This window comes from Micromonospora purpureochromogenes (assembly GCF_900091515.1).
GTDB classification, from domain to species: Bacteria; Actinomycetota; Actinomycetes; order Mycobacteriales; family Micromonosporaceae; genus Micromonospora; species Micromonospora purpureochromogenes.
In genome coordinates, this window is the sequence record NZ_LT607410.1 from 3,277,636 (window position 1) to 3,300,885 (window position 23,250).

At 72.6% G+C, this 23,250-nt stretch carries 22 protein-coding genes and 1 riboswitch; of the genes, 14 read left to right on the forward strand and 8 right to left on the reverse strand.

What is annotated here, in order from left to right; translation table 11 throughout:
• Positions 1–52 precede the first annotated feature (52 nt).
• From GA0074696_RS15175 to araB, 6 genes are all read left to right on the forward strand, one after another.
• Positions 53–1,135 (forward strand): substrate-binding domain-containing protein, encoded by a 1,083-nt coding sequence (locus GA0074696_RS15175; RefSeq protein WP_088961705.1) that lies wholly within the window; start codon positions 53–55, stop codon positions 1,133–1,135.
• A gap of 98 nt (positions 1,136–1,233) precedes the next feature.
• Positions 1,234–2,262 (forward strand): ABC transporter permease, encoded by a 1,029-nt coding sequence (locus tag GA0074696_RS15180; RefSeq protein WP_088961706.1) that lies wholly within the window; start codon positions 1,234–1,236, stop codon positions 2,260–2,262.
• Positions 2,259–3,101, forward strand: a complete 843-nt coding sequence (locus GA0074696_RS15185) for an ATP-binding cassette domain-containing protein (RefSeq protein ID WP_172894299.1) — start codon at positions 2,259–2,261, stop codon at positions 3,099–3,101. Before GA0074696_RS15180 ends, GA0074696_RS15185 begins: the two co-directional genes overlap by 4 nt.
• A 54-nt stretch (positions 3,102–3,155) precedes the next feature.
• Positions 3,156–4,115 carry a carbohydrate kinase family protein gene (locus tag GA0074696_RS15190; protein ID WP_197700851.1) on the forward strand — a complete coding sequence of 320 codons (960 nt, stop codon included), beginning with the start codon at positions 3,156–3,158 and terminating at the stop codon, positions 4,113–4,115.
• A 56-nt stretch (positions 4,116–4,171) separates the two neighbouring features.
• Complete coding sequence (locus tag GA0074696_RS15195) at positions 4,172–4,432, forward strand: hypothetical protein (RefSeq protein ID WP_088961708.1); 261 nt, start codon at positions 4,172–4,174, stop codon at positions 4,430–4,432.
• A 67-nt stretch (positions 4,433–4,499) separates the two neighbouring features.
• The gene (araB, locus tag GA0074696_RS15200; RefSeq protein WP_088961709.1) at positions 4,500–6,158 is read left to right on the forward strand and encodes a ribulokinase; all 1,659 of its coding nucleotides are present in this window, start codon (positions 4,500–4,502) and stop codon (positions 6,156–6,158) included.
• 184 nt (positions 6,159–6,342) lie between these two features.
• On the opposite strand, the gene GA0074696_RS15205 is transcribed toward araB, so the two are convergent.
• A complete protein-coding gene (locus GA0074696_RS15205) occupies positions 6,343–7,779 on the reverse strand; it encodes a glycine hydroxymethyltransferase (protein WP_088961710.1) in 1,437 nt (478 codons plus the stop codon).
• A gap of 18 nt (positions 7,780–7,797) precedes the next feature.
• A riboswitch (ZMP/ZTP riboswitch) is annotated at positions 7,798–7,887 on the reverse strand.
• Between the two features lie 128 nt (positions 7,888–8,015).
• Here GA0074696_RS15205 and GA0074696_RS15210 point away from each other — a divergent pair.
• Positions 8,016–8,822: an SDR family NAD(P)-dependent oxidoreductase gene (locus tag GA0074696_RS15210; RefSeq protein WP_088961711.1), complete on the forward strand. Its 807-nt coding sequence runs from the start codon at positions 8,016–8,018 to the stop codon at positions 8,820–8,822.
• A gap of 56 nt (positions 8,823–8,878) precedes the next feature.
• Positions 8,879–9,748 carry a metallophosphoesterase family protein gene (locus GA0074696_RS15215; RefSeq protein ID WP_088961712.1) on the forward strand — a complete coding sequence of 290 codons (870 nt, stop codon included), beginning with the start codon at positions 8,879–8,881 and terminating at the stop codon, positions 9,746–9,748.
• Between the two features lie 47 nt (positions 9,749–9,795).
• Here the strand turns inward: GA0074696_RS15215 and GA0074696_RS15220 are convergent, their stop codons facing one another.
• The 4 genes from GA0074696_RS15220 to GA0074696_RS15235 form a co-directional block, all read right to left on the reverse strand.
• Entirely contained in the window at positions 9,796–10,296 is a 501-nt protein-coding gene (locus tag GA0074696_RS15220; protein ID WP_088961713.1) for a hemerythrin domain-containing protein, read from the reverse strand.
• A 116-nt stretch (positions 10,297–10,412) separates the two neighbouring features.
• Positions 10,413–11,897, reverse strand: coding sequence for a S8 family peptidase (locus GA0074696_RS15225; RefSeq protein WP_088961714.1), 1,485 nt, complete (start codon positions 11,895–11,897; stop codon positions 10,413–10,415).
• A 145-nt stretch (positions 11,898–12,042) separates the two neighbouring features.
• The gene (locus tag GA0074696_RS15230) at positions 12,043–12,912 is read right to left on the reverse strand and encodes an NAD(P)H-hydrate dehydratase (protein WP_088961715.1); all 870 of its coding nucleotides are present in this window, start codon (positions 12,910–12,912) and stop codon (positions 12,043–12,045) included.
• Positions 12,896–13,627 carry a histidine phosphatase family protein gene (locus GA0074696_RS15235; protein ID WP_088961716.1) on the reverse strand — a complete coding sequence of 244 codons (732 nt, stop codon included), beginning with the start codon at positions 13,625–13,627 and terminating at the stop codon, positions 12,896–12,898. Before GA0074696_RS15235 ends, GA0074696_RS15230 begins: the two co-directional genes overlap by 17 nt.
• A gap of 138 nt (positions 13,628–13,765) precedes the next feature.
• On the opposite strand from GA0074696_RS15235, the gene GA0074696_RS15240 reads away from it, so the two are divergent.
• A complete protein-coding gene (locus GA0074696_RS15240) occupies positions 13,766–14,005 on the forward strand; it encodes a hypothetical protein (RefSeq protein ID WP_088961717.1) in 240 nt (79 codons plus the stop codon).
• A gap of 63 nt (positions 14,006–14,068) precedes the next feature.
• On the opposite strand, the gene GA0074696_RS15245 is transcribed toward GA0074696_RS15240, so the two are convergent.
• Entirely contained in the window at positions 14,069–16,318 is a 2,250-nt protein-coding gene (locus tag GA0074696_RS15245; protein ID WP_088961718.1) for a WD40/YVTN/BNR-like repeat-containing protein, read from the reverse strand.
• A gap of 179 nt (positions 16,319–16,497) precedes the next feature.
• Here GA0074696_RS15245 and GA0074696_RS15250 point away from each other — a divergent pair, with 179 nt between their 5' ends.
• From GA0074696_RS15250 to GA0074696_RS15265, 4 genes are all read left to right on the forward strand, one after another.
• Complete coding sequence (locus GA0074696_RS15250; RefSeq protein WP_088961719.1) at positions 16,498–18,459, forward strand: Xaa-Pro dipeptidyl-peptidase; 1,962 nt, start codon at positions 16,498–16,500, stop codon at positions 18,457–18,459.
• A gap of 103 nt (positions 18,460–18,562) precedes the next feature.
• Entirely contained in the window at positions 18,563–18,889 is a 327-nt protein-coding gene (locus GA0074696_RS15255; protein ID WP_088961720.1) for a hypothetical protein, read from the forward strand.
• A 137-nt stretch (positions 18,890–19,026) separates the two neighbouring features.
• The gene (locus GA0074696_RS15260; RefSeq protein ID WP_088961721.1) at positions 19,027–19,575 is read left to right on the forward strand and encodes a hypothetical protein; all 549 of its coding nucleotides are present in this window, start codon (positions 19,027–19,029) and stop codon (positions 19,573–19,575) included.
• Between the two features lie 151 nt (positions 19,576–19,726).
• Complete coding sequence (locus GA0074696_RS15265; protein WP_088961722.1) at positions 19,727–20,962, forward strand: RNA-guided endonuclease InsQ/TnpB family protein; 1,236 nt, start codon at positions 19,727–19,729, stop codon at positions 20,960–20,962.
• Between the two features lie 13 nt (positions 20,963–20,975).
• Here GA0074696_RS15265 and GA0074696_RS15270 read toward each other — a convergent pair whose 3' ends face one another.
• Positions 20,976–21,596, reverse strand: a complete 621-nt coding sequence (locus GA0074696_RS15270) for an L-threonylcarbamoyladenylate synthase (protein WP_088961723.1) — start codon at positions 21,594–21,596, stop codon at positions 20,976–20,978.
• Between the two features lie 121 nt (positions 21,597–21,717).
• Between GA0074696_RS15270 and GA0074696_RS15275 the strand changes: the two genes are divergently transcribed.
• Positions 21,718–22,689, forward strand: coding sequence for a DNA polymerase domain-containing protein (locus GA0074696_RS15275; RefSeq protein ID WP_088964587.1), 972 nt, complete (start codon positions 21,718–21,720; stop codon positions 22,687–22,689).
• Between the two features lie 27 nt (positions 22,690–22,716).
• Here GA0074696_RS15275 and GA0074696_RS15280 read toward each other — a convergent pair whose 3' ends face one another.
• On the reverse strand, positions 22,717–23,223 hold the full coding sequence (locus tag GA0074696_RS15280; RefSeq protein WP_088961724.1) for an Lrp/AsnC family transcriptional regulator: 507 nt from the start codon (positions 23,221–23,223) through the stop codon (positions 22,717–22,719).
• Positions 23,224–23,250 lie beyond the last annotated feature (27 nt).

The window sequence follows — 23,250 nt, forward strand, 5'->3', positions numbered from 1 at the left end:
CATCGTTGTCATCGACTCTCCGGTTCCGCCGGGCGTCATCGAGGGAGAACACATGTTCCAGCGCATCGTCCGCCGCCGCGCGGCCCTGCTGGTCGCCGCCGCGGCAGCAACCAGCCTGGTCGTCACCGGATGCGGCGACAGCTCGGGCGACGGCGGTTCGGGCAGCAAGACCGTCGCCGTCTCGCTGATCACCAAGAACTCCACCAACCCGTTCTTTGTCACCATGCAGCAGGGCGCGAAGAAGGCCGCCGACGCGGAGGGCGTGAAGCTGACCCTGGCCGCCGGCAAGGAGGACGGCGACGAGGCCAGCCAGGTGCAGGCCATCGAGGACGCGATCGCCCGGGGTGACGCGGGCATCCTCATCACCCCGAACGGCCCTGGCGTGAACCCGGCCATCAAGAAGGCCCGCGACGCCGGGCTCTACGTCATCGCGCTGGACACCCTGCCCGACCCGGCGGACACCGTGGACATCACGTTCGCCACCGACAACTTCAAGGCCGGTGAGCTGATCGGCAAGTGGACGGCAGCCCAGCTCGCCGGCAAGCCCGCGACCATCGCTCTGCTGGACCTCTTCAACGACAAGGTCGTCTCGGTCGACTACGACCGCGACCAGGGCTTCCTGACCGGGATGGGCATCGCCACCGCCGACCGGAAGAAGAACGGCGACGAGGCGAAGACGGGCAGCTACTCGGGCGGCACCTACACGATCGCCTGCAACGAGCCGACCAACGGCGCCGAGGACGGCGGTCGCACCGCGATGGAGAACTGCCTGACCAGGAACCCGGACATCAACGTGGTCTACACCATCAACGAGCCGGCCGCCGTCGGTGCCCACAAGGCCCTCCAGGCGGCGGGCAGGACCCAGGGCGTGCTGGTCGTCTCCGTCGACGGTGGCTGCGACGGCGTCCGCCAGATCAAGGACGGGATCATCGGCGCCACCTCCCAGCAGTATCCGCTGAAGATGGCCGAGCTCGGCGTGCAGGCGATCAAGAAGATCGCGAACGACGGGGAGAAGCCGAAGACCTCCGCGGGCCTCGATTTCTTCGACACCGGCGTCACCCTGGTCACCGACAAGGCGGCCACCGGCGTCGAGAGCATTACCAGCACCGACGGCGCGCAGCGCTGCTGGGGCTGAGCCACCACCGCCACGGCCGAGGAGCCCGGGGAAACGCCACCCCGGGCCTTCGGCCGGGCGGCCCGTCCGCCACCGTCGACAACGGCAGGGAGCCCGCCGTGACCACCACGACACCACCGACCACCGCCGCACAGCAGTTCGCCCTGCGCCGGCAGTCGCCACTGCAACGCGTCCAGCACCTGCTGCACGCGCACCCCGCGATCAGCCCGTTCCTCGTGCTGGTCATCTCGTTCGTCGTCTTCTCGACCCTCAACCCGCGGTTCGCCTCGCCGAACTCGCTGTCGCTCGTCCTGCAGCAGGTCGCGGTCATCGGCGCGCTCGCCGTCGGGCAGACACTGGTCATCCTGACCGCCGGCATCGACCTGTCGGTCGGCGCCATCACGATCCTGGCCATGATGCTCGCGGCCAAGCTGGCCGAGGGTCAGGGGCTACCCGGCCTCCTCGCCGTCGTCCTCGCCGTCGCGGTCGGCGCCGGCGCGGGAGCGCTCAACGGGACGCTGGTGACGCGGTTGAAGCTGCCGCCCTTCATCGTCACGCTCGGCACGCTCAGCGTCTTCACCGCCATCGGGCTGCTCTACTCCGGCGGCCAGAGCGTCCAGGCCACCGACCTGCCGGCGGTGCTGAGCTGGACCGGCGAGTCCTTCCCGGTGGGGCGATTCCGGATCACCGCCGGTGTCGTCGCGGTCGTCGTCCTCTACCTCGCGGTCGGCTTCGCCCTGGCGAAGACCGCCTGGGGCCGGCACGTCTACGCCGTCGGCGACGACAAGGAGGCCGCCCGGCTCGCCGGCATCCGGATCGACCGGGTCCTGCTCAGCGTCTACGTCGTCGCCGGCGCCATCTACGGCATCACCGCCTGGATCCTGATCGGACGTGCCGGTGCGGCCAGTCCGAACGCCATCACCGACGCCAACCTGGAGAGCATCACGGCCGTGGTCATCGGCGGCACCAGCCTCTTCGGCGGCCGGGGTGCGGTGCTCGGCACCCTGCTCGGCGCGCTGATCGTCGGGTTCTTCCGCAGCGGCCTCTCCCTCGCCGGGGTCGACGACCAGTACCGGGTACTGGCGGTCGGCCTGCTGGTGATCCTCGCCGTGGCCGTGGACCAGTGGATCAGGAAGGTGAGGTCATGACCGCCACCACCACGCACACCCCGGCCGACCGGTCGGGTCCGCCGGACAGCGCGCAGCGGTCCCCGGTGCTCTCGGCCCGGGGCCTGGTCAAGACGTTCGGCAAGGTCGTCGGGCTCGACGGGGTGGACCTCGACCTGTACCCCGGTGAGGTGCTCGCCGTCATCGGCGACAACGGCGCGGGCAAGTCCACGCTTATCAAGTGCCTGACCGGAGCGTTGACCCCCGACTCCGGGGAGCTCTTCCTCGAGGGCAGGCCGGCGCAGTTCAAGCGCCCGCAGGACGCGCGCGAGGCCGGTATCGAGACTGTCTACCAGACGTTGGCCGTGGCGCCGGCGCTGGACATCGCGAGCAACCTCTTCCTGGGCCGGGAGAAACGGCGACGCGGGGTGCTGGGGTCGGTGTTCCGGATGCTCGACCAGAAGGGCATGCGGCGGGAGGCCAGCCAGGCCCTCACCGACCTCGGGATCGGCACCCTGCAGAACGTGACGCAGGCGGTGGAGACCCTCTCGGGTGGCCAGCGGCAGGCGGTCTCGGTGGCCCGGGCCGCGGCCTTCGGCAGCAAGGTGATCGTGCTGGACGAGCCGACCGCGGCGCTCGGCGTGAAGGAGTCCAACCAGGTGCTCAGGATGATCGAGGAGGTCCGCTCGCGGGGCCTGCCGGTGATCCTGATCAGCCACAACATGCCGCACGTGTTCGAGGTCGCCGACCGCATCCACATCCAGCGGCTGGGCCGCTGCGCCGGCGTGGTGACCCCACGGTCGCACACGATGCCCGAGGCGGTGGCGATCATGACCGGTGCGACCACCCTCGAGGAGACACCGGGCCGGGCGGCGGGCTGAGTCGGTGGCAGCGGTGGACGGGGCGCCAGGATGCCCCGGCAGGAGAGGAACGACGTGATCACGGTAGTCGGCGAGGCTCTGGTGGACCTGATCGAGCACGAGCCGGGGGAGACGGTGGCCCGTCCCGGGGGCAGCCCCGCGAACGTCGCCGTCGCGCTCGCCCGGCTCGGTCAGCCCACCAGCCTGCTGACCCAGCTCGGCGACGACGCGTACGGGCGGACGCTGCGCGCTCATCTGAGCGGCAGCGGCGTACGGCTGGATCCGGCCTCGGTGGTCGACCTGCCGGGCACCAGCGTGGCCCGGAGCCGGGTGGGCCCGGACGGACAGGCGGCGTACGACTTCGACATCGCCTGGCGGTCCTTCCCCGACGGCGCGCTCACCGCGCGTCCGGGCCCGGCCGACGTCTGCCTGCACACCGGCTCCCTCGCCACCGTGCTGCGCCCGGGCGCCGACGACGTGCTGGCGCTGGTGCGGGCCCGGCGGTACCACGCGACGATCAGCTACGACCCGAACTGCCGGCCGTCGCTGATGGGCGACCCGGCGGCGGCCCGGCAGCGGGTCGAGGAACTGGTGGCGGCGAGCGACATCGTCAAGGTGAGCCTGGAGGACCTGGCCTGGCTCTACCCGGGCCGCCGGTACGAGCGGGCGGGACACGACTGGCTGGCGGCGGGGGCGTCCCTCGTGGTGGTGACCCAGGGAGACGGTGGGGCGTGGGCGGCCACCCGTCGATGTGCCGTACGGGTGGCCGCGCTGCCGGTGACCGTGGTGGACACCGTCGGGGCGGGCGACGCGTTCACGGCCGGGCTGCTGGCGGCGCTGGACGACCGGGAGATGCTCGGCGCGGTGCGGCGGCCGGCCCTGCGCGCCGTCGGGCCGGACGCCCTCACCGCCGTGCTCCGCCAGGCCGCTCGCGTCGCCGCGTGGACCTGCGGCCGACGGGGCGCCGATCCACCCACCCGTGCCGACCTGACGGCCGGCTCCTCCGCGGTGGCGGGATCCCCGGTGGCCGGCTGACACCGGCGGCGCAAGGGGGCGGTCGCGGTTCCGGTGGCCGGCCCGTAGCGACCATAATGGACGTCATGGTCGCTTGGGAGTACGCCCTGCTGGTCCGCCGCTACCAGGGACAGGGACGCAATTTCCACGTCTCGTTCGTCTGGTACGCCCCGGACGGGTCACGCACCGACATCACGGCGTACGGCGACACCGCGATCGCGCACCTCAACCGGGCCGGCCGGGAGGGCTGGGAGCTGGTCTCGGCCGTCGAGGACGTGAACAACGTGCAGGGCAGCACCGAGGTGCACCGCTACCACCTGAAGCGTCCGATCGCCTGATCCCGCGCTGTTGCTAGCGTGACCTACCTACCGGCGCGGGCGGGTCGCCGGCGGGGACGGGAGGGCGATGGTGCGGCAGCGGTACGTCGTCGGCGTGGACTTCGGCACGCTGTCCGGCCGGGCGGTGGTGGTCGCTGTCGACGACGGCGCCGAGCTGGGCAGCGCGGTGCACCCATACCGGCACGGGGTGCTCACCGACCGGCTGCCCGACGGCCCGCCGCTGCCCCCGGACTGGGCCCTGCAGGACCCGACCGATCACCTGGCGGTGTTGCGGATCGCGGTGCCCGCCGCGCTGGCCGCCGCCGGGGTCGACCCGCGCGACGTGGTCGGCGTCGGCGTGGACGCCACCTCCTGCACGGTGCTGCCGACGCTCGCCGACGGCACCCCGCTCTGCACGCTGCCCGGGCTGCGGGACCGGCCGCACGCCTGGCCCAAGCTGTGGAAGCACCACGCCGCCCAACCCCAGGCCGACCGGATCAACGCCATCGCCCGGGAACGCGGCGAGCCCTGGCTGGGCCGCTACGGCGGCCGGGTCTCGGCCGAGTGGCAGCTGGCCAAGGCGCTGGAGCTGCTGGAGGCCGACCCGGAGGTCTTCGACGCCGCGCAACGCTGGATCGAGGCGGCCGACTGGATCGTGTGGCGGCTCTGCGGACGGGAGACCCGCAACGTCTCCGCCGCCGGCTTCAAGGGGCTGCGCCAGGACGGCCGCGAGCCGTCCCCGCAGTTCCTCGCCGCGCTGCACCCGGCGCTGCCCGGGCTGCTGGCCAAGGTCGACGGGCCGCTGGCAGCGCTGGGTGCCCGGGCGGGGACGCTCACCGCCGAGGCGGCCGGCTGGACCGGCCTGCCGGAGGGAACCCCGGTGGCGGTCGGCGCCATCGACGCGCACGTCACCGCGGCGGCCGCCCGCTGCGTCGCGCCCGGGCGGATGCTCGCCGTGCTGGGCACCTCCACCTGCCTGATCATGAACGCGGACGACTGCCACGAGGTGCCCGGCGTGTGCGGGGTGGTCGACGGCGGGGTGAGCGCCGGCAGCTGGGGGTACGAGGCCGGGCAGAGCGGGGTGGGCGACATCTTCGCCTGGTACGTCAACCGGGCGCTGCCCGCGTCGTACGCCGAACAGGCGCGGCGGCGCGGCGTCAGCCCGTACGAGCTGCTGGACTCGCTCGCCGCCGAGCAGCCGGTGGGCGGGCACGGGCTGCTCGCGCTGGACTGGCACAGCGGCAACCGCTCGGTGCTGATGGACCACGAGCTGAGCGGGGTGCTGGTCGGCCTGACCCTGGCCACCCGGCCGGAGGAGATCTGGCGGGCGCTGCTGGAGGCGACCGCGTTCGGGGCGCGGACCGTGGTGGAGGCGTTCACCGCCGCCGGGGTGCCGGTGCGCGAGCTGACCGCCGCCGGTGGCCTCACCGCCAACCGGCTGCTGCTGCGGATCTACGCCGACGTGCTGGGCCGGCCGCTGCACGTGCTGGACGCGGCGCAGCCGGCGGCGCTGGGCGCGGCCATCCACGCGGCGGTGGCCGGCGGGGCGTACCCGGACGTGTCGACCGCGTCGGCGGCGATGGGTGCGCCGCACCGCGAGACGTTCCACCCGGACCGGGCCCGCGCCGCCGCCTACGACGAGCTGTACGCCGAGTACCGGGCCCTGCACGACCACTTCGGCCGGGGCGGCACCGACGTCCTGCACCGCCTCCGCGCCCTCCGCAACCGCGCCCACCACACCCCCTGACCCACCCCGGCCCGCGCCCATCCCGCCCGACGACCTCGGTGATCAAGAGGTTTGCGTCGGGGAGAGCGCGTTCCCGTGACCGAAACTTCTTGATCACGGGGCCTGGGCCGGCCGGCGAAAAGGGGGAGGGACGGCGACGCCCCGCCGGGCGGGGCCGGGCGGGGCGTCGGGGGTGCGGGTGGGGTCAGCCCAGGTCGACCGCGGGGTAGAGGGGGAAGCCGGTGAGCAGCTCGCTGGCCTGCTTGCTGATCTTGTCGGCCAGCGCCGGGTCGAGGACGTACTTGGCCTTCGACGGGGTGCCGTCCGCGTTGCTGCCGGCCTGCGTCTGGCTGAGTACGGTGTGGATCAGCTCGGCGGTCTGATCCATCTCGGCGACGCCGAGGCCCCGGGTGGTCAGCGCCGGGGTGCCGATCCGGATGCCCGAGGTGTACCAGGCGCCGTTCGGGTCCTGCGGGACCGCGTTGCGGTTGGTGACGATGCCGGAGTCCAGCAGCGCCTGCTCGGCCTGCCGGCCGGTCAGGCCGTAGCCGGAGACGTCGAGCAGCACCAGGTGGTTGTCGGTGCCGCCGGTGACCAGCTTCGTACCCCGGCGCACCAGGCCCTCGGCGAGCGCCTGGGCGTTGTCGACGATGCGCTGGGCGTAGTCGGCGAAGTCGGGGCGGCGGGCCTCGGCCAGGGCGACGGCCTTGGCCGCCATCACGTGCGGCAGCGGACCGCCGAGCACCATCGGGCAGCCCCGGTCCACCTGGTCGGCCAGCTCCGGGCCGCAGAGCACCATGCCGCCGCGCGGACCGCGCAGCGACTTGTGGGTGGTGGTGGTGACGATGTGCGCGTGCGGCACCGGGTCGAAGTCGCCGGTGAAGACCTTGCCCGCGACCAGGCCGGCGAAGTGCGCCATGTCCACCATGAAGGTGGCGCCGACCGAGTCGGCGATCTCCCGCATGATCCGGAAGTTCACCTTCCGCGGGTACGCCGAGTAGCCGGCGACCAGGATCAGCGGCTTGAACTCGCGGGCCGCCTCGGCCACCCGGTCGTAGTCGATCAGGCCGGTCGCCGGGTCGGTGCCGTAGCTGCGCTGGTCGAACATCTTGCCGGAGATGTTCGGTCGGAAGCCGTGGGTGAGGTGGCCGCCGGCGTCCAGCGACATGCCGAGCATCCGCTGGTTGCCCAGCTCCCGGCGCAGCGCGAACCAGTCCGCCTCGGTGAGGTCGTTGACCTGGCGTACCTGGGCCTTCTTCAACGCCGGGGACTCCACCCGGTCGGCCAGGATCGCCCAGAACGCCACCAGGTTGGCGTCGATGCCGGAGTGCGGCTGCACGTACGCGTGCGCGGCGCCGAACAGCTCCTTGGCGTGCTCGGCGGCGAGCGCCTCGACGGTGTCCACGTTCTGGCAGCCCGCGTAGAAGCGGCGGCCGACGGTGCCCTCGGCGTACTTGTCGCTGAACCAGTTGCCCATGGCCAGCAGGGTGGCCGGAGAGGCGTAGTTCTCGCTGGCGATGAGCTTCAGCGACTCGCGCTGGTCGGCCAGCTCGGCGCCGATGGCGTCGGCCACCCGGGGCTCGACGGCGCGGATCACCTCGAGCGCGCTGCGGAATGCGGTGGATTCGGCGTTCAGCGACATGCGACCTCCTACAGACGTGCGGAAGGCCCAGGCGCTCGGCGTGCGTCCTCATGACGGGACCGCTTCCCGATGGTGCTCCATCCCCACGCGCCAGTCACGGCCCGCGCCGATCCTACCGGGTCGCCCCGGCGGGGCCCGCCCGACCTCGCCGGAGTGGTTGGGCGGGCCGGTGGTGGGCACAGCAGCGGGTGGGGCCGTGCCGGCACGCGCGGTCCGCGGACGAGAGGAGACAGGCAATGAGCGCACCGACCACCGGACGGCCGCTGGCCGTGGTCACCGGGGCCTCCAGTGGCATCGGGTACGAACTGGCCGGACAGTTCGTCGCCCACGGGTACGACGTGGTGATCGCCGCCGAGGACCCGGGCATCGGGGAGGCGGCGGAGCACCTGCGCCGCGACGGACGCGCCCAGGTCCAGCCGGTCCGGGTGGACCTGGCCACCTTCGACGGGGTGGCGGCGCTGGCCGAGGCGGTCGACGCGACCGGGCGGCCGGTCGACGCCCTGGCGGTCAACGCCGGGCGCGGCGCCGGCGGGGCGTTCGTCGGCGACACCGACCTGCGCGACGAGTTGAACATCATCGACGTCAACGTCACCTCGACGGTGCACCTGACCAAGCGGCTGCTGCCGGCGATGGTCGAGCGGGGCACCGGTCGGGTGTTGTTCACCTCGTCGATCGCCTCGACCATGCCGGGGGCGTTCCAGGCGGTCTACAACGCCTCGAAGTCGTTCGTGCAGTCCTTCGCCGAGGCGCTGCGCAACGAGTTGAAGGACACCGGAGTCACCGTCACCTCGCTGATGCCCGGCCCGACCGACACGAAGTTCTTCGAACGCGCCGACATGACGGACACCCGGGTCGGCGCCGGCAGCAAGGACGACCCGGCCACGGTCGCCGCACAGGGCTTCGAGGCGATGATGAAGGGGGAGGAGAAGGTCGTCGCCGGCTCGCTGAAGAACAAGGTGCAGGCGGCCGCGGCCCGGTTCACCCCGGACCGGCTCAAGTCCGAGCAGCACCGGAAGATGGCCGAGCCGGGCTCGGCGGACTGACGCGCCGCCGCCGCGCGGCCCCCACGCCCGCGGCGCGGTCTGCGTACGATCGGCGGATGCCAGCCGAGGACGCCGACGGCAGCCTGGTCGCCATCAGCGACCTGCACGTCGGGTACGCGGAGAACCGGGCGCTGGTCGAGGCGTTGCGCCCGGCCTCGCCCCGCGACTGGCTGATCGTCGCCGGGGACGTGGGCGACACCGCCGCCGACGTCGAGTGGGCGTTGGGTCTGCTGGCCGAGCGGTTCGACACGGTGGTGTGGGCGCCCGGCAATCACGAGCTGTGGACCCCGCAGGGCGACCCGGTCACCCTGCGGGGCGTGGCCCGCTACCAGCACCTGGTGCGACGGTGCCGGGAGCTGGGCGTGCTCACCCCGGAGGACCCGTACCCGGTGTGGCGGGGGCCGGGCGGGCCGGTGCTGGTGGCGCCGCTGTTCCTGCTCTACGACTACAGCTGGCGGCCGGCGGGCTTCGACACCCGCGAGGCCGCCCTGGCCGAGGCGTACCGGACGGGAATCGTCTGCACCGACGAGTTCCTGCTGCACCCCGACCCGTACCCGAGCCGCCACGAGTGGTGCGCGGCCCGGGTCGCCGAGACCGCCCGCCGCCTCGCCGAGCGGGATCCGGCCCTGCCGACCGTGCTGGTCAACCACTGGCCGCTGGTGCGGGAACCGACCCGGGTGCTGCGCTACCCGATCTTCGCCCAGTGGTGCGGCACCGAGGTCACCGCCGACTGGCACCGCCGCTTCGACGCCGCCGCCGTGGTCTACGGGCACCTGCACATCCCCCGGACCACCTGGCACGACGGGGTCCGCTTCGAGGAGGTCTCGGTGGGCTACCCGCGGGAGTGGCGGCGTCGGGGCGTACCCCCGGGGCAGGTGCGGCGGATCCTGCCGGCGCCGGACGGGGTGCCGCCGACCGCCTGGTGACGCGCGCCGGGGCCCGGCCGACGGCCAGGCCCCGTGCGGGAAAGCGCTCAGGCCGTGACCGCGTCGACGGCCTTCTTGATGGCCTTGGGGGCGGTGGGGGTACGCGGCGCGTCCTTGCGCATCGCGATCATCCGCTCACCGATCTCCTGGAGCTGGTTGCGGCCGAGGGCCTCGCGCACCTTCGGGAACCACTCCTGCTCCTCCTCCTCGACGTGGTGCTCGACGTTCTCGATCAGCACCGTGGTCTTGGCGACAAAGCGCTCGTCGGAGGCGTCCATCGCGGCCAGCTCCGCGCAGAGCAGGTCGGCCACGTGGTGCTCCTCGTACGACTCGAGGATGTCGTCCTCCAGGTCGGGCAGGAGCTTGCGGACCTCCGGGTACATCACCTCGTTCTCCAGATAGGTGTGCACCGTCAGGGCTTCGAGGATCTGGTTCACCAGTTGCTGGCGCTTGCTGGCCAGGCCCTCCTCGGCCTTCTGGAACTCCTTGAAGAGGCGGCGCATCTCCTTGTGGTCCTCTTTGAGCAGGACGATGGCATCGGTGGACACCGGCAGACCTCCTTGGTTCGACTGACGTCTGCCCCGGTACCCCGAGGGTGAGCTGCGAAAACGGATGGGGCCCGGCGTGTTCCGCCGGGCCCCACCACTGTCGTGCCGTGCTGCTGCTACTTCACCGCGTTGTACGCGTTGACCATGCCGGCGCCGTAGAAGCCGTTGCGCTCGCCGCCGGAGCAGGTCGCGTCGTAGGCGTGCGGGCCGCTCGAGATCAGCGGCACCGGGTTGTAGACGCCCTCCGGGCAGGACTGTGCCACCGACGTGGTCTCCAGGAACGAGGCCAGCTCGCCCGGGCTCATGCCCGGGTGCGCCGAGGCGGCCAGCGCCGCGACGCCGGCGGCGTGCGGGCCGGACATCGAGGTGCCCTGCTTGTAGCCGTAGCCGTTGGTCTTCGTCGCCGTGTTGAAGGTGGTCGACAGAATCCCGTCGGTGAGCGTGGAGCGGACGCCCTGCGTGCGGAAGCGGGTGTCGCCACCCGGCGCCGTCACGTCGATGACACCCTGGCCGTACGAGGAGTAGTAGCTCTTCTGCCCGGTCGGGCCGACCGCCCCGACCGTCACCACGCCCGGCGCCTCGGCCGGCAGGTCGAGGCAGGCGTTGGTGAGGTTCTCGCGCTCCTCCGGCGTCCCGTTGTTCGGGCTGCCGAAGTCGTCGAGCTTGTGCGCGAGGTCGTAGTTCGAGTTACCCGCGGACGCCACGTTCAGCACGCCCTTGTTCGCCGAGTAACGGATGGCCCGCTGGACCGCCTGCCACACCGGACGCTGGCGTGCGTCGTTGCGGCAGTTCAGCTCCCACGGGTCGATGTAGTAGCTGTTGTTGGTCAGCTGGAACCCGTGCTCCGCGGCCCAGATGAACCCGCAGACCGCGGCCTCCGGGAAGATGTAGCCGGCGTCGTTGACCACCTTCACCGCGGCGAGCTTGACGCCCGGCGCGATGCCCGCCACGCCGACGCCGTTGACGGCGGCGGCGATGGTGCCGGCCACGTGGGTGCCGTGGTCGGAGGTGGTCGGGTTCCAGGCCGCCTCGGCCGTGTCCACCGTGCCGCCGAGGCAGGACGTGCTCTTGTCCTTGGCGATCTGGGTGGCCAGGTCGGGGTGGCTGCTGGAGATGCCGCTGTCCAGCACGCCCACCACCACGCCGGAGTTGCCGGCGTTGACGGCGTGGGCCTGCGGGAGGCCGATCATCGGCATGTCCCACTGCTGACCGTAGAGGGGCTCCTTGGTCGGGTCGGCGGTGATGTTCGCCGCCTCGGCCGCGGAGACCTCGACGGTCTCGCTCTCTTCGAGCGCGGTGCCCAGGCCGGCGGTGGACGCGACCGACTCGACGCCCGCGCCCGCCACGTCGGTGACGAAGTCGGGGTTGGTCGAGCGGACGACGAGCACGCCGATCTGGTTGTACGTGGCCACCACGGTGCCGTTGGCGGAAGCCACGCGGGCCGCCGCCTTGTCGGTCGCGGCCCCCTGCGGGGCCAGGACCAGGAACGTGGTGTCCGGCCCGGTGGCCGCCGCCGGGGCCAGGCCGCCGGCGACGGCGAGGCCGACGCCGAGGGTGACGGCGGACGCGGCAGCCAGTGTCTTGCGACGGAGGTTCTTCACACAGACTCCCAGGGGCTGTTTCCAGCCGGGTGCGCCCCCTGGTGGGGAGCGGCCGGCGGGAAGGGGGCGGGATGCCCGCTTCCGAACCAACAGCGTAGGAGCGCGGTGTGTCGTTACACACATCCGTTCGGTTGGTCGCTGTCCGTCATACGGTGGCGAGGGTGTGCGGTATCTCGTCCAGCAGCTCCCGGGCGAGGAAGCCGATCCGCCCGAACCGGGGAACCAGCCGCTGGCCGCTGACCGCGTGCGCCCAGGCGGCCCAGCAGGCGCCCTGCGCCGGCGTCGCCCCGCGGGACAGCAGCCCGGCCAGCAGGCCGGAGCGGACGTCGCCGCTGCCCGAGGTGCCGAGGCCGGCGTCGCCGCTCTCCTCCCGCCAGCACTCGCCAGCGGGGGTGGCGATGTGGCCGTAGAGGGAGACCACCGCGTCGTACCGGCGGGCCAGCTCGCGCGCCTCGGCGTCCAGGTCGGCGCCGGGCTCGCGGCCCAGCAGGTGTCGCGCCTCGGTCACGTTCGGGGTGAGCACCACCGGCCGGCCCGCGCCGACCAGCAGGTCCGGCTGGTGGCTGAGCGCGCCGAGCGCGTACGCGTCCAGCACCAGCGGCGTCTCCGGCGCGGCGGCGTCCAGGACCAGGCGCAGCAGCGCCCGGGTCTCGTCGATGTCGTTGAGGCCGGGACCGACCGCCACCACGTCGGCCTGCCCGACCAGCTCGCCGAGCCGGTCGCCCGGATCGCCGGCGACCGCCCCGTCCCCCGTCTCCGGCAGGCCGATCACCAGCGCCTCCGGCACCTGGATGCTCAGCGCGGCGGCCGTCGACTCGGCGGCGGCCAGTTGGAGCACCCCGGCGCCGGCGCGCAGCGCGGCCACGCCGGCCAGCAGCACCGCGCCGGGGGTGAAGCGGGAACCCCCGACCACCAGCACGGTGCCCCGGTGCTCCTTGCCGCCGGTGGGCACCGGCAGCGCCCAGTCGCGCAGCAGGGCCGGGGTGATCACCCGCGTTTCAGACCGGTTCGGCATGGACCTCGTCCTCCCTGGTCGGTCGGGCGCCCTGCCGGCGCAGGTGCGTCACGTCGTTGAAGGTGTCCAGGACGAGGCGGCCCTCGGGGTCGGCCGACCAGCCGGTCACCGAACAGTTGGCGATCACGTGCTCCCGGGTGAGCGCCATCAGCTCCGCCTCGGTCAGCCCGTCCACCAGGTAGCGGAGCATGAAGACCAGCGCGTCGTGGCCGAACAGCAGCACCCGCTGTCCCTCGTGGTCCCGACGCAGGTCGCCCAGCAGGGCCCGCAGCCGCAGCGCCAGGTCGGTCCAGGACTCGCCGCCCGGTGGGCGGTAGTAGAACTTGCCGAGCCGGCGGCGGCGGGCGGCCTCCTCGGGGAAGCGGCGCTGCACGCCGTGCCCGGTCAGGCCGTCGAGGATGCCCAGTTCCCGGTCGCGCAGCCGTTCGTCCCGGCTGGCCGGGATGCCGGTGCCGGCCAGCGCCAGCTCGGCCGTGCGCACCGCCCGCAGGTACGGCGAGACCACCGCCACGTCGGGGCGGCGTTCGGCCGGCAGGCCGGCGAGCCAGCGGGCGGTGGCCCGGGCCTGCTCCTCGCCGGTGTCCGACAGCGGCACGTCCGCGTCCCGGTGGGTCAGGTCGATCAGCTCGGCGCCGGACGTCTCCGCGGCCGTCGCGGCGACGTTCGCCGTGCTCTCGCCGTGCCGGACGATCCAGAGGGCTGCCAGTTCCGCCATGCGGCCACCCGTACCCGAGGGGGCCGCCGGGTAACCGTTCGGCTCGGCCGGCAGCCCCGACCCCGCGCCCCGGGCGTGAACGGGCCGAGGCCGGGTAAGCGCTGGCCCGTTCGGAAGCCGAGACAGGGGAGGTACGCCGTGGCGACCGCGGTCAAGGAACAGAAGAGCCCGGTACGGGACAAGAACTACGACCTGATCCACGTCCTGCAGATGTCGCTGGACAACATCTACCGGATGGACACCTACATCTCGGACGCGGAGCAGCGGGGCGATTCGGAACTGGTCACCTGGTTCAGCAAGATTCAGGAGAACAACCGCAAGGCGGGTGACCAGGCCAAGCAGATGCTCATGCAGCGCTTGCAGCAGGAAGGGCGCTGACACCCGCGCTGCCGGGGCCGGACGCAGCAGGCTCGCCGCGTCCGGCCCTGGCAGCCGTGCCACTCAGGGGACCTGGACGGCGTAGATGCCCCGGCCGAAGGTCCCCGCCACCAGGCGGTGGTTGGTGCCGTCGTACTCGATGTCGTCGACCGGGACCAACGGCAGGCCCCGGCCCTGGCGCAGCCAGACCCCGCCGCCGGTCGGGCTGACGAACACGCCCTGGTCGGTGCCGACGTAGAGGGTCAGCCCCCTGCCGATGGCCAGGTCGTTGACCGGCGCCTCGGGCAGGGTGCCGCTGAGGTCGTGGAAGTGCCGGCCCCCGTCGCGCGAGCCGAGCACGTACGGCCGGTGGGAGCCCGACCGGTACGCGGACAGCGTCACGTACACCCGGTCGGCCCGCCGTGGGTCGACCACGACGCGGGTGACCCACGGCTGCCCGGAGAGCAGCAGCTGCCAGGAGCCGCCCAGGTCCCGGGTCACCCAGACCCGCCCGTCGTCGGTGCCGACGTAGACGGTCCGGCCGTCCCCGGCCGGGGCGACCGTGGTGATGGTGCCGTAGTTGGTGTAGATCGGGTCGCGCCCCGGTCCGCCGGTCAGATCGCCGCTGATCGCCGTCCAGGTCCGGCCGCCGTCGGTCGACCGGTTGAGCACGTTGGCGCCGTAGTACATCACCGCCGGGTCGCGCGGGTCGAAGACCACCGGGGTGAACCAGTTGCGCCGGGCGGCGGTGACCCGGTTGCCGAAGTACGTCATCGTCTCGCCGCCGTCGGTCGACCAGAAGCAGTTGCCGTACTGGTAACAGGCGTAGACGTTCTCCTTGTCGGTCGGGTTGATCAGGTTCTCCTCGCCGTCCCCGCCGAGGTACTCGTTGAAGGCCGGGCCGCCCCACGAGCGCAGCGAGCCGTTGTCCTGGGCGCCGCCGGAGATCCGGCTGACGTCCTGCGGCGTGATCGCCACACTGTAGAACTGGGTGTACGGCTCGTGGGTGGCCTTCACCCAGCCGCCGTCCCCGTCGGCGTCCGAGCGGTACGTCCCACCGTCGTTGCCGAGGTAGACCCGCTGCGGATGACGCCGGTCCCAGATCATCGCGTGGTGGTCGACGTGGGTGGAACTGCTGTCCGCCGTCCAGGTCCGCCCACCGCCCTTGGTGGTCAGCAGCGGCACGCCCGCGACGTGTACGTGCTGCGGCTCGTCCGGGTCGACCCAGACCTTGCCGAACCACCAGCCGAAGGTGGACTGCGAGGTCGTCAGCTCCGGGGTGTCCGGCAGCCGGGTCCAGGCGTCGCCGCCGTCGCTGCTGCCGTAGAAGCCGGCGAACGGGCCGGCGGTGGAGTTGACGATCGCGTAGAGCCGGTCCGGGTCCGAGACGGACTGGCCCAGGCCGATCCGGCCCACCTCCGGCCCGGCGGCCGGCAGCCCACCCGCCAGGCGGGCCCAGGTCGCTCCGCCGTCGACGGAGCGGTAGACCCCTGAGCCGACACCGCCGTAGGTGCGCAGGTCGGGGGTGCGGCGGTGGTCCCAGAGCACGGCGTAGAGCCGGTCGGCGTCGCGCGGGTCGATCAGCACCTCGGTCGCGCCGGTGAACTCGTTGGCCCCGGCGAGGATCCGCTGCCAGGTCGCACCGCCGTCGGTGGAGCGGTAGACACCCCGGTCACCGCCGCCGTTGTACAGCGATCCGGCGGCGGCCACGAAGATCCGCTTCGGGTCGGCCGGGTCGACGGTGATCGCGCCGATCGCGCCCGAGTCACGCAGGCCCAGCGACCGCCAGTTCCGGCCGCCGTCGCGGGAGGCGTACAGGCCGGTGCCCTCGTAGGTGACGCTGCCACCACCGGGATTGACCTCGCCGGTGCCGGCGTACAGGGTGCCGTCCGGGCCGGTCGCCACCGCGCCCATCGCCTGGGTCCAGCCGTCCGGCCACGCCGGCTCGAAGCGGTTGCCGGCGTCCCGGCTCACCCAGACCCCGCCGCTGGCCGCGGCCGCGTAGACGGTGTCGGGGTGGTGCGGGTCCAGCGCGAGCGAGGTGATCCGGCCGCCGATGTTGGTCGGCCCGACCGAGGTCCAGCGTCCGCCGACCGCGGGCAGCCGCGCCCCGGCCTTCGCCGCCGTGTCGTAGGCGTGCCGGGGCAGCGTCTCGCCGCGCACGGTCTTCTGCAGGTACCGGTACTCGGCGGGGGCGGAGGGCCCGCGCACCGGCCGGTACTCGTCCTCGGGGCGCGGAGGTGAGGCGCCGGCGCCGGTGGGGGAGAGGGCCACGGTGCCGCCGGAGAGCAGCGTCGCGGCCAGGATCAGGGAGAGAGTACGTCGTCGTGCCACGGAGGTCCCTTCGCCGGTGGAGGGAGGGTCGACGGTCCCGCCGAACGTTACGAAGACGAATGTCGATGGTCAACCCTCCGGCGTCGCCGAAAGTGACCGGGTCGACACTGGACACTAGGCAGCAGGCATATCGATGGGGTGGAATGGCCTGACCTGCCGTACCCGTCGGAAGGATCACGATGACGCCTGCCCGGACCCGGGCGCTGGCCGCCGCCACCCTCACGGCGCTGCTGCTCACGGCCGCCCCCGCCGCCCCCACCCACGCCGCGCCCGGCCGGTCGGCCGCTCCGCCGCACATCGCCGGCGACCGCACGGTGCCGGTCTACTCCTACGCCGACGCCGTCCGGGAGAGCGTCCAGGTCGAGACACCGACCGACGCCGACGGCGACGGCGTGCGGGACCGGGTCATGGTCGACCTGGTCCGGCCCCGGGAGGCGGCGCAGGCCGGCGTCCGGGTGCCGGTCATCATGGACGCCTCGCCGTACTACCACTGCTGCGGTCGGGGCAACGAGAGCGAACGCAAGACGTACGACGCGAACGGCGTGATCGCCAAGGCCCCGCTCTTCTACGACAACTGGTTCGTCCCCCGCGGGTACGCCTTCGCCGCGGTCGACCTCAGCGGCACCGCCCGCGCCACCGGTTGCGAGGACGTCGGCGGCCGGGCCGAGGTGGCCGGGGCGAAGGCGGTGGTGGACTGGCTGAACGGCCGGGCGCGCGGCTTCACGCTGGACGGCGAGCCGGTCACCGCGTCATGGAGCACCGGCCGGGTCGGCATGATCGGCAAGTCGTGGGACGGCTCGGTCGCCAACGGCGTGGCGGCCACCGGCGTCCGGGGCCTGGAGACCATCGTGCCGATCTCCGCGATCTCCAGCTGGTACGACTACCAGCGTTACCGGGGCCTGCTGCGGGCATCGGACTACCCCGCCTACCTGCACCAGGTGGTCAACGGTCGGCCCGCCGAAGCGTGCGCCGCCATGCTCGCCCGGCTGCGCGCGGACAGCGCGGAGGACACCGGCGACTACAACGCCTACTGGGCCGAGCGGGACTACCGCCGCTCGGCCGACCAGGTCCGGGCGAGCGTGCTGGTCGCGCACGGCGTCAACGACCTGAACGTCACCACCGGCCAGTTCGCCCGCTGGTGGGACGCGCTCGCCGACCGGCAGGTGCCCCGCAAGCTCTGGCTCTACCAGGCCGGGCACGAGGATCCGTTCGACGTCCGCCGGGCCGAGTGGGTGGCCACCCTGCACCGCTGGTTCGACTACTGGCTGCAGGGCCTGCCCAACGGGGTCATGCGGGAGCCCAGGGCCACCCTGGAGACCGTCCCCGGGGTGTGGACCGAGCAGCGGGACTGGCCGGCCCCGGGTACCCGCAACGTTCCGGTGGCCCTGGGTGCCGGCGACGGCACGACCGGCACGCTCGGCGGTCCTGGCGCCCGTCCGGGCGTGGTGCGGGCGTACACCGACGAGTCGCTGACCGAGCCGCAGGTGGTCACCGAGCCGACGACCGCTCGCGCCGGACGGCTGGTGTTCCTCTCCGGCGCGCTGACCGCGCCGCTGCGGATCTCCGGGACGCCGTCGGTGCGCCTGCGGATCAGGGTCGACCGGCCGACCACCGCGCTGAGCGCGCGACTCGTCGACTACGGCACCGCGGAACGGATCCAGTACCGCAGCTCGGAGGGGGTCCGGACGCTGGCCACCGAGTCGTGCTGGGGGGAGTCGACCGCGGCCGACGACGCCTGCTACCGGGACACGGCCGAGATCACCGCGGTCACCGACCACGGCGTCCTCACCCGCGGCTGGCTCGACGCGGCGCACCACCGGTCCCTGCGGTTCACCAGCCCGCTGCGCCCGGACCGCTGGTACACGGTCACCCTGCAGCTCAACGCGTACGACGCGGTGCTGCCGACCGGCCACGTGCTCGGTCTCGTCCTCGCCCAGAGCGACCCCGGCTTCACCGAGACCGACGACCGGGACGCCACCGTTTCGGTGGACCTCGGGCGCAGCACGCTGACCCTGCCCGTCACCGGCCGCGCCACCCTGCCGTCGGTCCCGGTCGCGCCGGACGTGGTCACCGCTCCCGCCGCCCCGTCGGCCGGCCGCGCCGCCCCGCCCGACAACCGTCAGCTCCCGGACCGCTCCTGACGGCGGCTGTCTACCGGCCCGCCGCCGCCTTGCGGGGCAGCGGCGGGCCGATCGACCGGGAAGGATGCCTTTCGGTCGACCACCACCGGAAGGGTGACGCCGGATGACAGTGCTCAAGGGTCTGGGCGAGGCGCTGGTGCTCTTCGTGATCGCGGTGGCGGTCGCCGCGGTCGGGGTGGGGATCTGGGTGGCCGTCAGCGGTGGGGACTTCCGCCACCGGCTGGGCATCGCGCTGGTGGTGGTCGGCGTCCTGCTGGCCGTCACCGGAGACCTCACCCTGAGCCGGATCGGCATGCTGGGCGCCCGGTCGACGTTCGGGCTGGCGCCGGAGCGGGAGGACGCCGGCGGTGGGCGGGTGCTCACCGGCATCGGCATCGCTCTGTTCGTCTCCGTTCCGCTCGTCGTGGCGGGCATCCTGCTGATCGTCTGACCGCTAAGGCAGCCTGGCGGTGGACACGGTCATGGCGCCGGCACCACCGGCCCGACGCGGCGGTCCGCGACTGGCGGGGACGCCCGGCTGGGGCCGCCGGTCACGGCGGAGGCCCGGCGAGCCGCTACCCTGCGCTGATGGACGGCGTGGCGGACGGCGAACGGCTGGCGGCGTCGCTCGGGGACGCTCTCGCCCGGCTCACCTTCGTCGACCTGACCACGGACGCGGTGACGGCGCGGATCATCGAATCCGTGGTCGCCTGGGCGGGTGACCAGGGCTGGCGGGTCTATCGCCGGGCGCCGAGCGTGCTGCCCCTACCGCCGCCGCTGTCCCGTCAGCAGTCGGTACTCGACGTCGCGTGTGCCCGGCCGGACGGGCCGCCCGTGGTCATCGAGGTCGACCACACGGACCGGCGTCGTACCTGGGACAAGCTGGCGGCGGAGGCGGCGGCCGGTCGCGTCGCGATCTGGGTGCGCTGGGGACCGGGGCGGTTCGGCACCGCGCCCGCGCCGATCCATCAGGTGACCTGCGAGGTGGTTCGGCGCAACGGACCGCCGGGCGCCGGTCGTCTCCACACCCGCACCCCGGGCACCCATCGGTCGCCCCCCGAGCACTCGGCGCAGGGTGTCGGCGACACGGTCGCGGTGCGACTGCCGTTAGCGGCATTGGACGACGAGACGCCCTGAGCCACCCGCCGCGCTCCCAACAATTACCACAGACCCCCTCGCCGAGAGTCCGTCACGAAGAGCACGTCGGCGTACAGGGTGAAGACGCAGACGCTGTCTCTGTCGGTGCGGATTTCGGATTCTGTCGTATGCCGGTGTCAGGCTGTCCGGTGTGCAGCTTCGTTACCGCTACCGCGTCTATCCGACTCCGGAGCAGCAGGTGTCGTTGGCGCAGGCGTTCGGGTGTGCCCGGGTGGTGTTCAACGACGGGCTGCGTGTGCGACAGCAGGCACGCGAGAACGGCGAGCCGTACGTGTCGGACGGGGAACTGTCCAAGCGCGTCATCACCCAGGCTAAGTGCAACCCGGAACGTGCGTGGCTAACTCAGGTGTCGTCGGTCGTTCTCCAGCAGGCCCTGGCGGACCTGAATGTGGCGTACCGCAACTTCTTCGCCTCGATTACCGGCAAGCGTAAGGGCCGCGCCGTTGCTCCGCCCCGATTCCGCTCCCGGAAGGACAACAGGCAGGCGATCCGCTTCACCAGGAACTCCTGCTTCGCCGTGCTGGACAACGGCCGGCTACGCCTGCCGAAGATCGGCCACGTCCGGGTGCGCTGGTCGCGTCGGCTGCCCTCGGCTCCGTCCTCCGTGACGATCATCAAGGACGCGGCGGGTCGGTACTTTGCCTCGTTCGTGGTGGCCACGACCAAGGACGAGAGCCTGCCACCGGCCAAGTCAGAGGTCGGCATCGACCTGGGCCTGACCCACTTCGCCGTGCTGTCCGACGGCACCAAGGTGGTGGCGCCGAAGTTCCTGCGCCGGGCCGCGCGCAAGCTCAAGCGGTTGCAGCAAGACCTGTCTAGGAAGCAGCGAGGCAGCGCGAATCGAAGGAAGGCCGTCGTGAGGGTGGCTCGCGCTCATGCCCGGGTTTCCGATACTCGGGGGGACTGGCAGCACAAACTGTCCACGGCGATCATCCGCGACAACCAAGCGGTGTACGTCGAGGACCTGTGCGTCACTGGTCTCGGCCGCACGCGGCTCGCCAAGTCGGTGCACGATGCCGGTTGGGCCAGCTTCACCGCGATGTTGGAGTACAAGGCCGCCCGATACGGCCGGACCTTCGCCCGAGTGGACCGGTTCTTCCCGTCAACCCGGATGTGCTCGCGGTGTGGGCGCATGAACGACAAACTGTCGCTTAGCGTCCGGTCGTGGACCTGCCCCTGTGGGGCGATCCATGACCGGGACCTCAACGCGGCGATGAACGTGTTGGCCGCCGGACGGGCGGACAACAAAAACGACCGTGGAGCGCGGGTCAGACCACCAGCGATGGTGGCACCGCGCGGCGAAGCGGTAATCCACCCGGACGCTGCGTGTTCCAGGTGCAGCGTTGAGGGAATCTCCGCCGATTAGGTCGGAGAGAACGTCAATCGAAGCGGGAGGGGTCGCCGGCGCCGCGACGGAGGATCTCCGCTTCGCCCTCCGAGAAGTCGATCACCGTGGTGGGCAGGGTGCCGCACTCACCGGAGTCGATCACCGCGTCGACCACGTGGTCGAGCCGCTCCTTGATCTCCCAGCCCTGCGTCATCGGTTCGGTGTCGCCCGGCATCAGCAGGGTGCTCGACACCAGCGGCTCGCCCAGCTCGGCCAGCAACGCCTGCGTCACGACGTGATCGGGGATGCGGACCCCCACGGTCTTCTTCTTCGGGTGCAGCAGCCGGCGCGGCACCTCCTTCGTCGCCGGCAGGATGAACGTGTAGCTGCCCGGGGTCGCCGCCTTCAACGACCGGAACAGGGCGTTGTTGATCTGGACGAACTGGCCGAGCTGCGCGAAGTCCCGGCAGACCAGGGTGAAGTGGTGCCGGCTGTCGAGCTGGCGGATGTCCCGGATGCGGTCGATGCCCTCCCGGTTGCCCAGCTGACAGCCGAGGGCGAAGCACGAGTCCGTCGGGTAGGCGATCAGTCCGTTGCCGCGGACGACGTCCACCACCCGGCTGATCGTCCGTGGTTGCGGGTTGTCCGGGTGCACGTCGAAGTACGTCGCCATGGCCGCAGCCTAGGCCGCGGCCCCGCCACCCGGCACCGCCGGCCTCTCGGCGGGTCTCCTTCCACCGGGCGGTGCCGGTGAGCCGGGCGCGGGAGTCGGCCGCTGCCGTTACGGTGTGAGCGTGGCGACGGCGGCGGAGGAGATCCGGGTCGGGGAGCGGGTGGTCCGGGTCTCCAGCCCGGACAAGCCCTACTTCCCGGAGCGAGGCCTGACCAAGCTGGACGTGGTGCGCTACTTCATCGCCGTCGGCGACGGCATCCTGCGCGCGCTGCGGGACCGGCCGACCATGCTGGAACGCTGGCCGCGCGGTGTCTTCGAGGGCGCGAAGATCGGCACCCGGCAGGACAACCGCGGCGACGCCTTCTACCAGAAGCGGCTGCCGGCCGGCGCGCCCGACTGGGTCCGCACCGCCCACATCACCTTTCCCAGCGGGCGGACGGCCGACGAGGTCGCGCCGAGCGAGCTGGCCGTGGTCATCTGGGCGGCGAACCTGGGGACGCTGCGGTTCCACCCCTGGCCGGTCTCGGCGGCGGACGTGGAACGCCCCGACCAGCTCCGCATCGACCTCGACCCGATGCCGGGCGTCGGCTTCGACCAGGTGGTGCCGGTGGCGCACGAGGTCCGTGCCTTCCTCGACGAGCTGGGGCTGGTGGGTTACCCGAAGACCACCGGCGGGCGGGGCCTGCACGTCTACCTGTCGATCGAGCCGAGGTGGAGTTTCGGCGAGTGCCGGCGCGCGGTGTTGGCGCTGGGCCTCCAGATGCAGCGCCGCCGCCCCGACCTGGTCACCACCACCTGGTGGCGCGAGCAGCGGGACCGGCCGGTCTTCGTCGACTACAACCAGATGGCCCGCGACCACACCATGACCTCGGCGTACTCGATCCGGCCGACGCCGGCGGCGCTGGTCTCCGCGCCGCTGGACTGGTCGGAGCTGGACGACGCCCGGCCCGAGGACTTCGACGTGGTGAGCATGCCGGCCCGGTTCGCCGGGCGCGGCGACCCGCACGCCGGCCTGGACGAGCGGCGCTTCTCGCTGCAGCCGCTGCTGGAGCTGGCCGACCGGGAGGGGCTGGCGGCCCCGCCGGAGCGCTGACGGGTCACCGCCAGGGGCGCTGAGGGATCACTGCCAGGGGTTTTGCGCGCCGGTGAACTCCTCGAAGACCAGCCAGCTGCGGGTGGACAGCACCCCGGCGATGCCCTGCACCCGCTCCAGCACCACGTCGCGCAGGGTGGCGTTGTCGGGCGCGCGGACCAGGGCGAGGACGTCGTGTTCGCCGCTGAGCAGCGCCACGTGCTCGACGTAGCGCACCCGGGCCAGCTCCGCCGACACCTCCCGCCAGGTGTTCTGCTGGATGGTCAGGGCGATGTACGCCGAGGTGCCCAGGCCGGCCGGCTCGGGCGCCACCTGCGCCCGGAACCCGGTGATCACCCCCTCGCGCACCAGCCGCTCCACCCGCGCGTACGCGTTGGTGCGCGAGACGTGCACGCGTTCGGCCAGCGTACGGATGGAGAGCCGGCCGTCGCGGACCAGCTCGTCGAGGATGCGGCGGTCCACCTCGTCCAGCGGACCGGCCGAACGTCCCGTTCCACCGGGCAGGCCCGCCTCCGGGGAGGTCTCCTGGCTCACATCAGCCTCCTCGGGATGCCATTCATC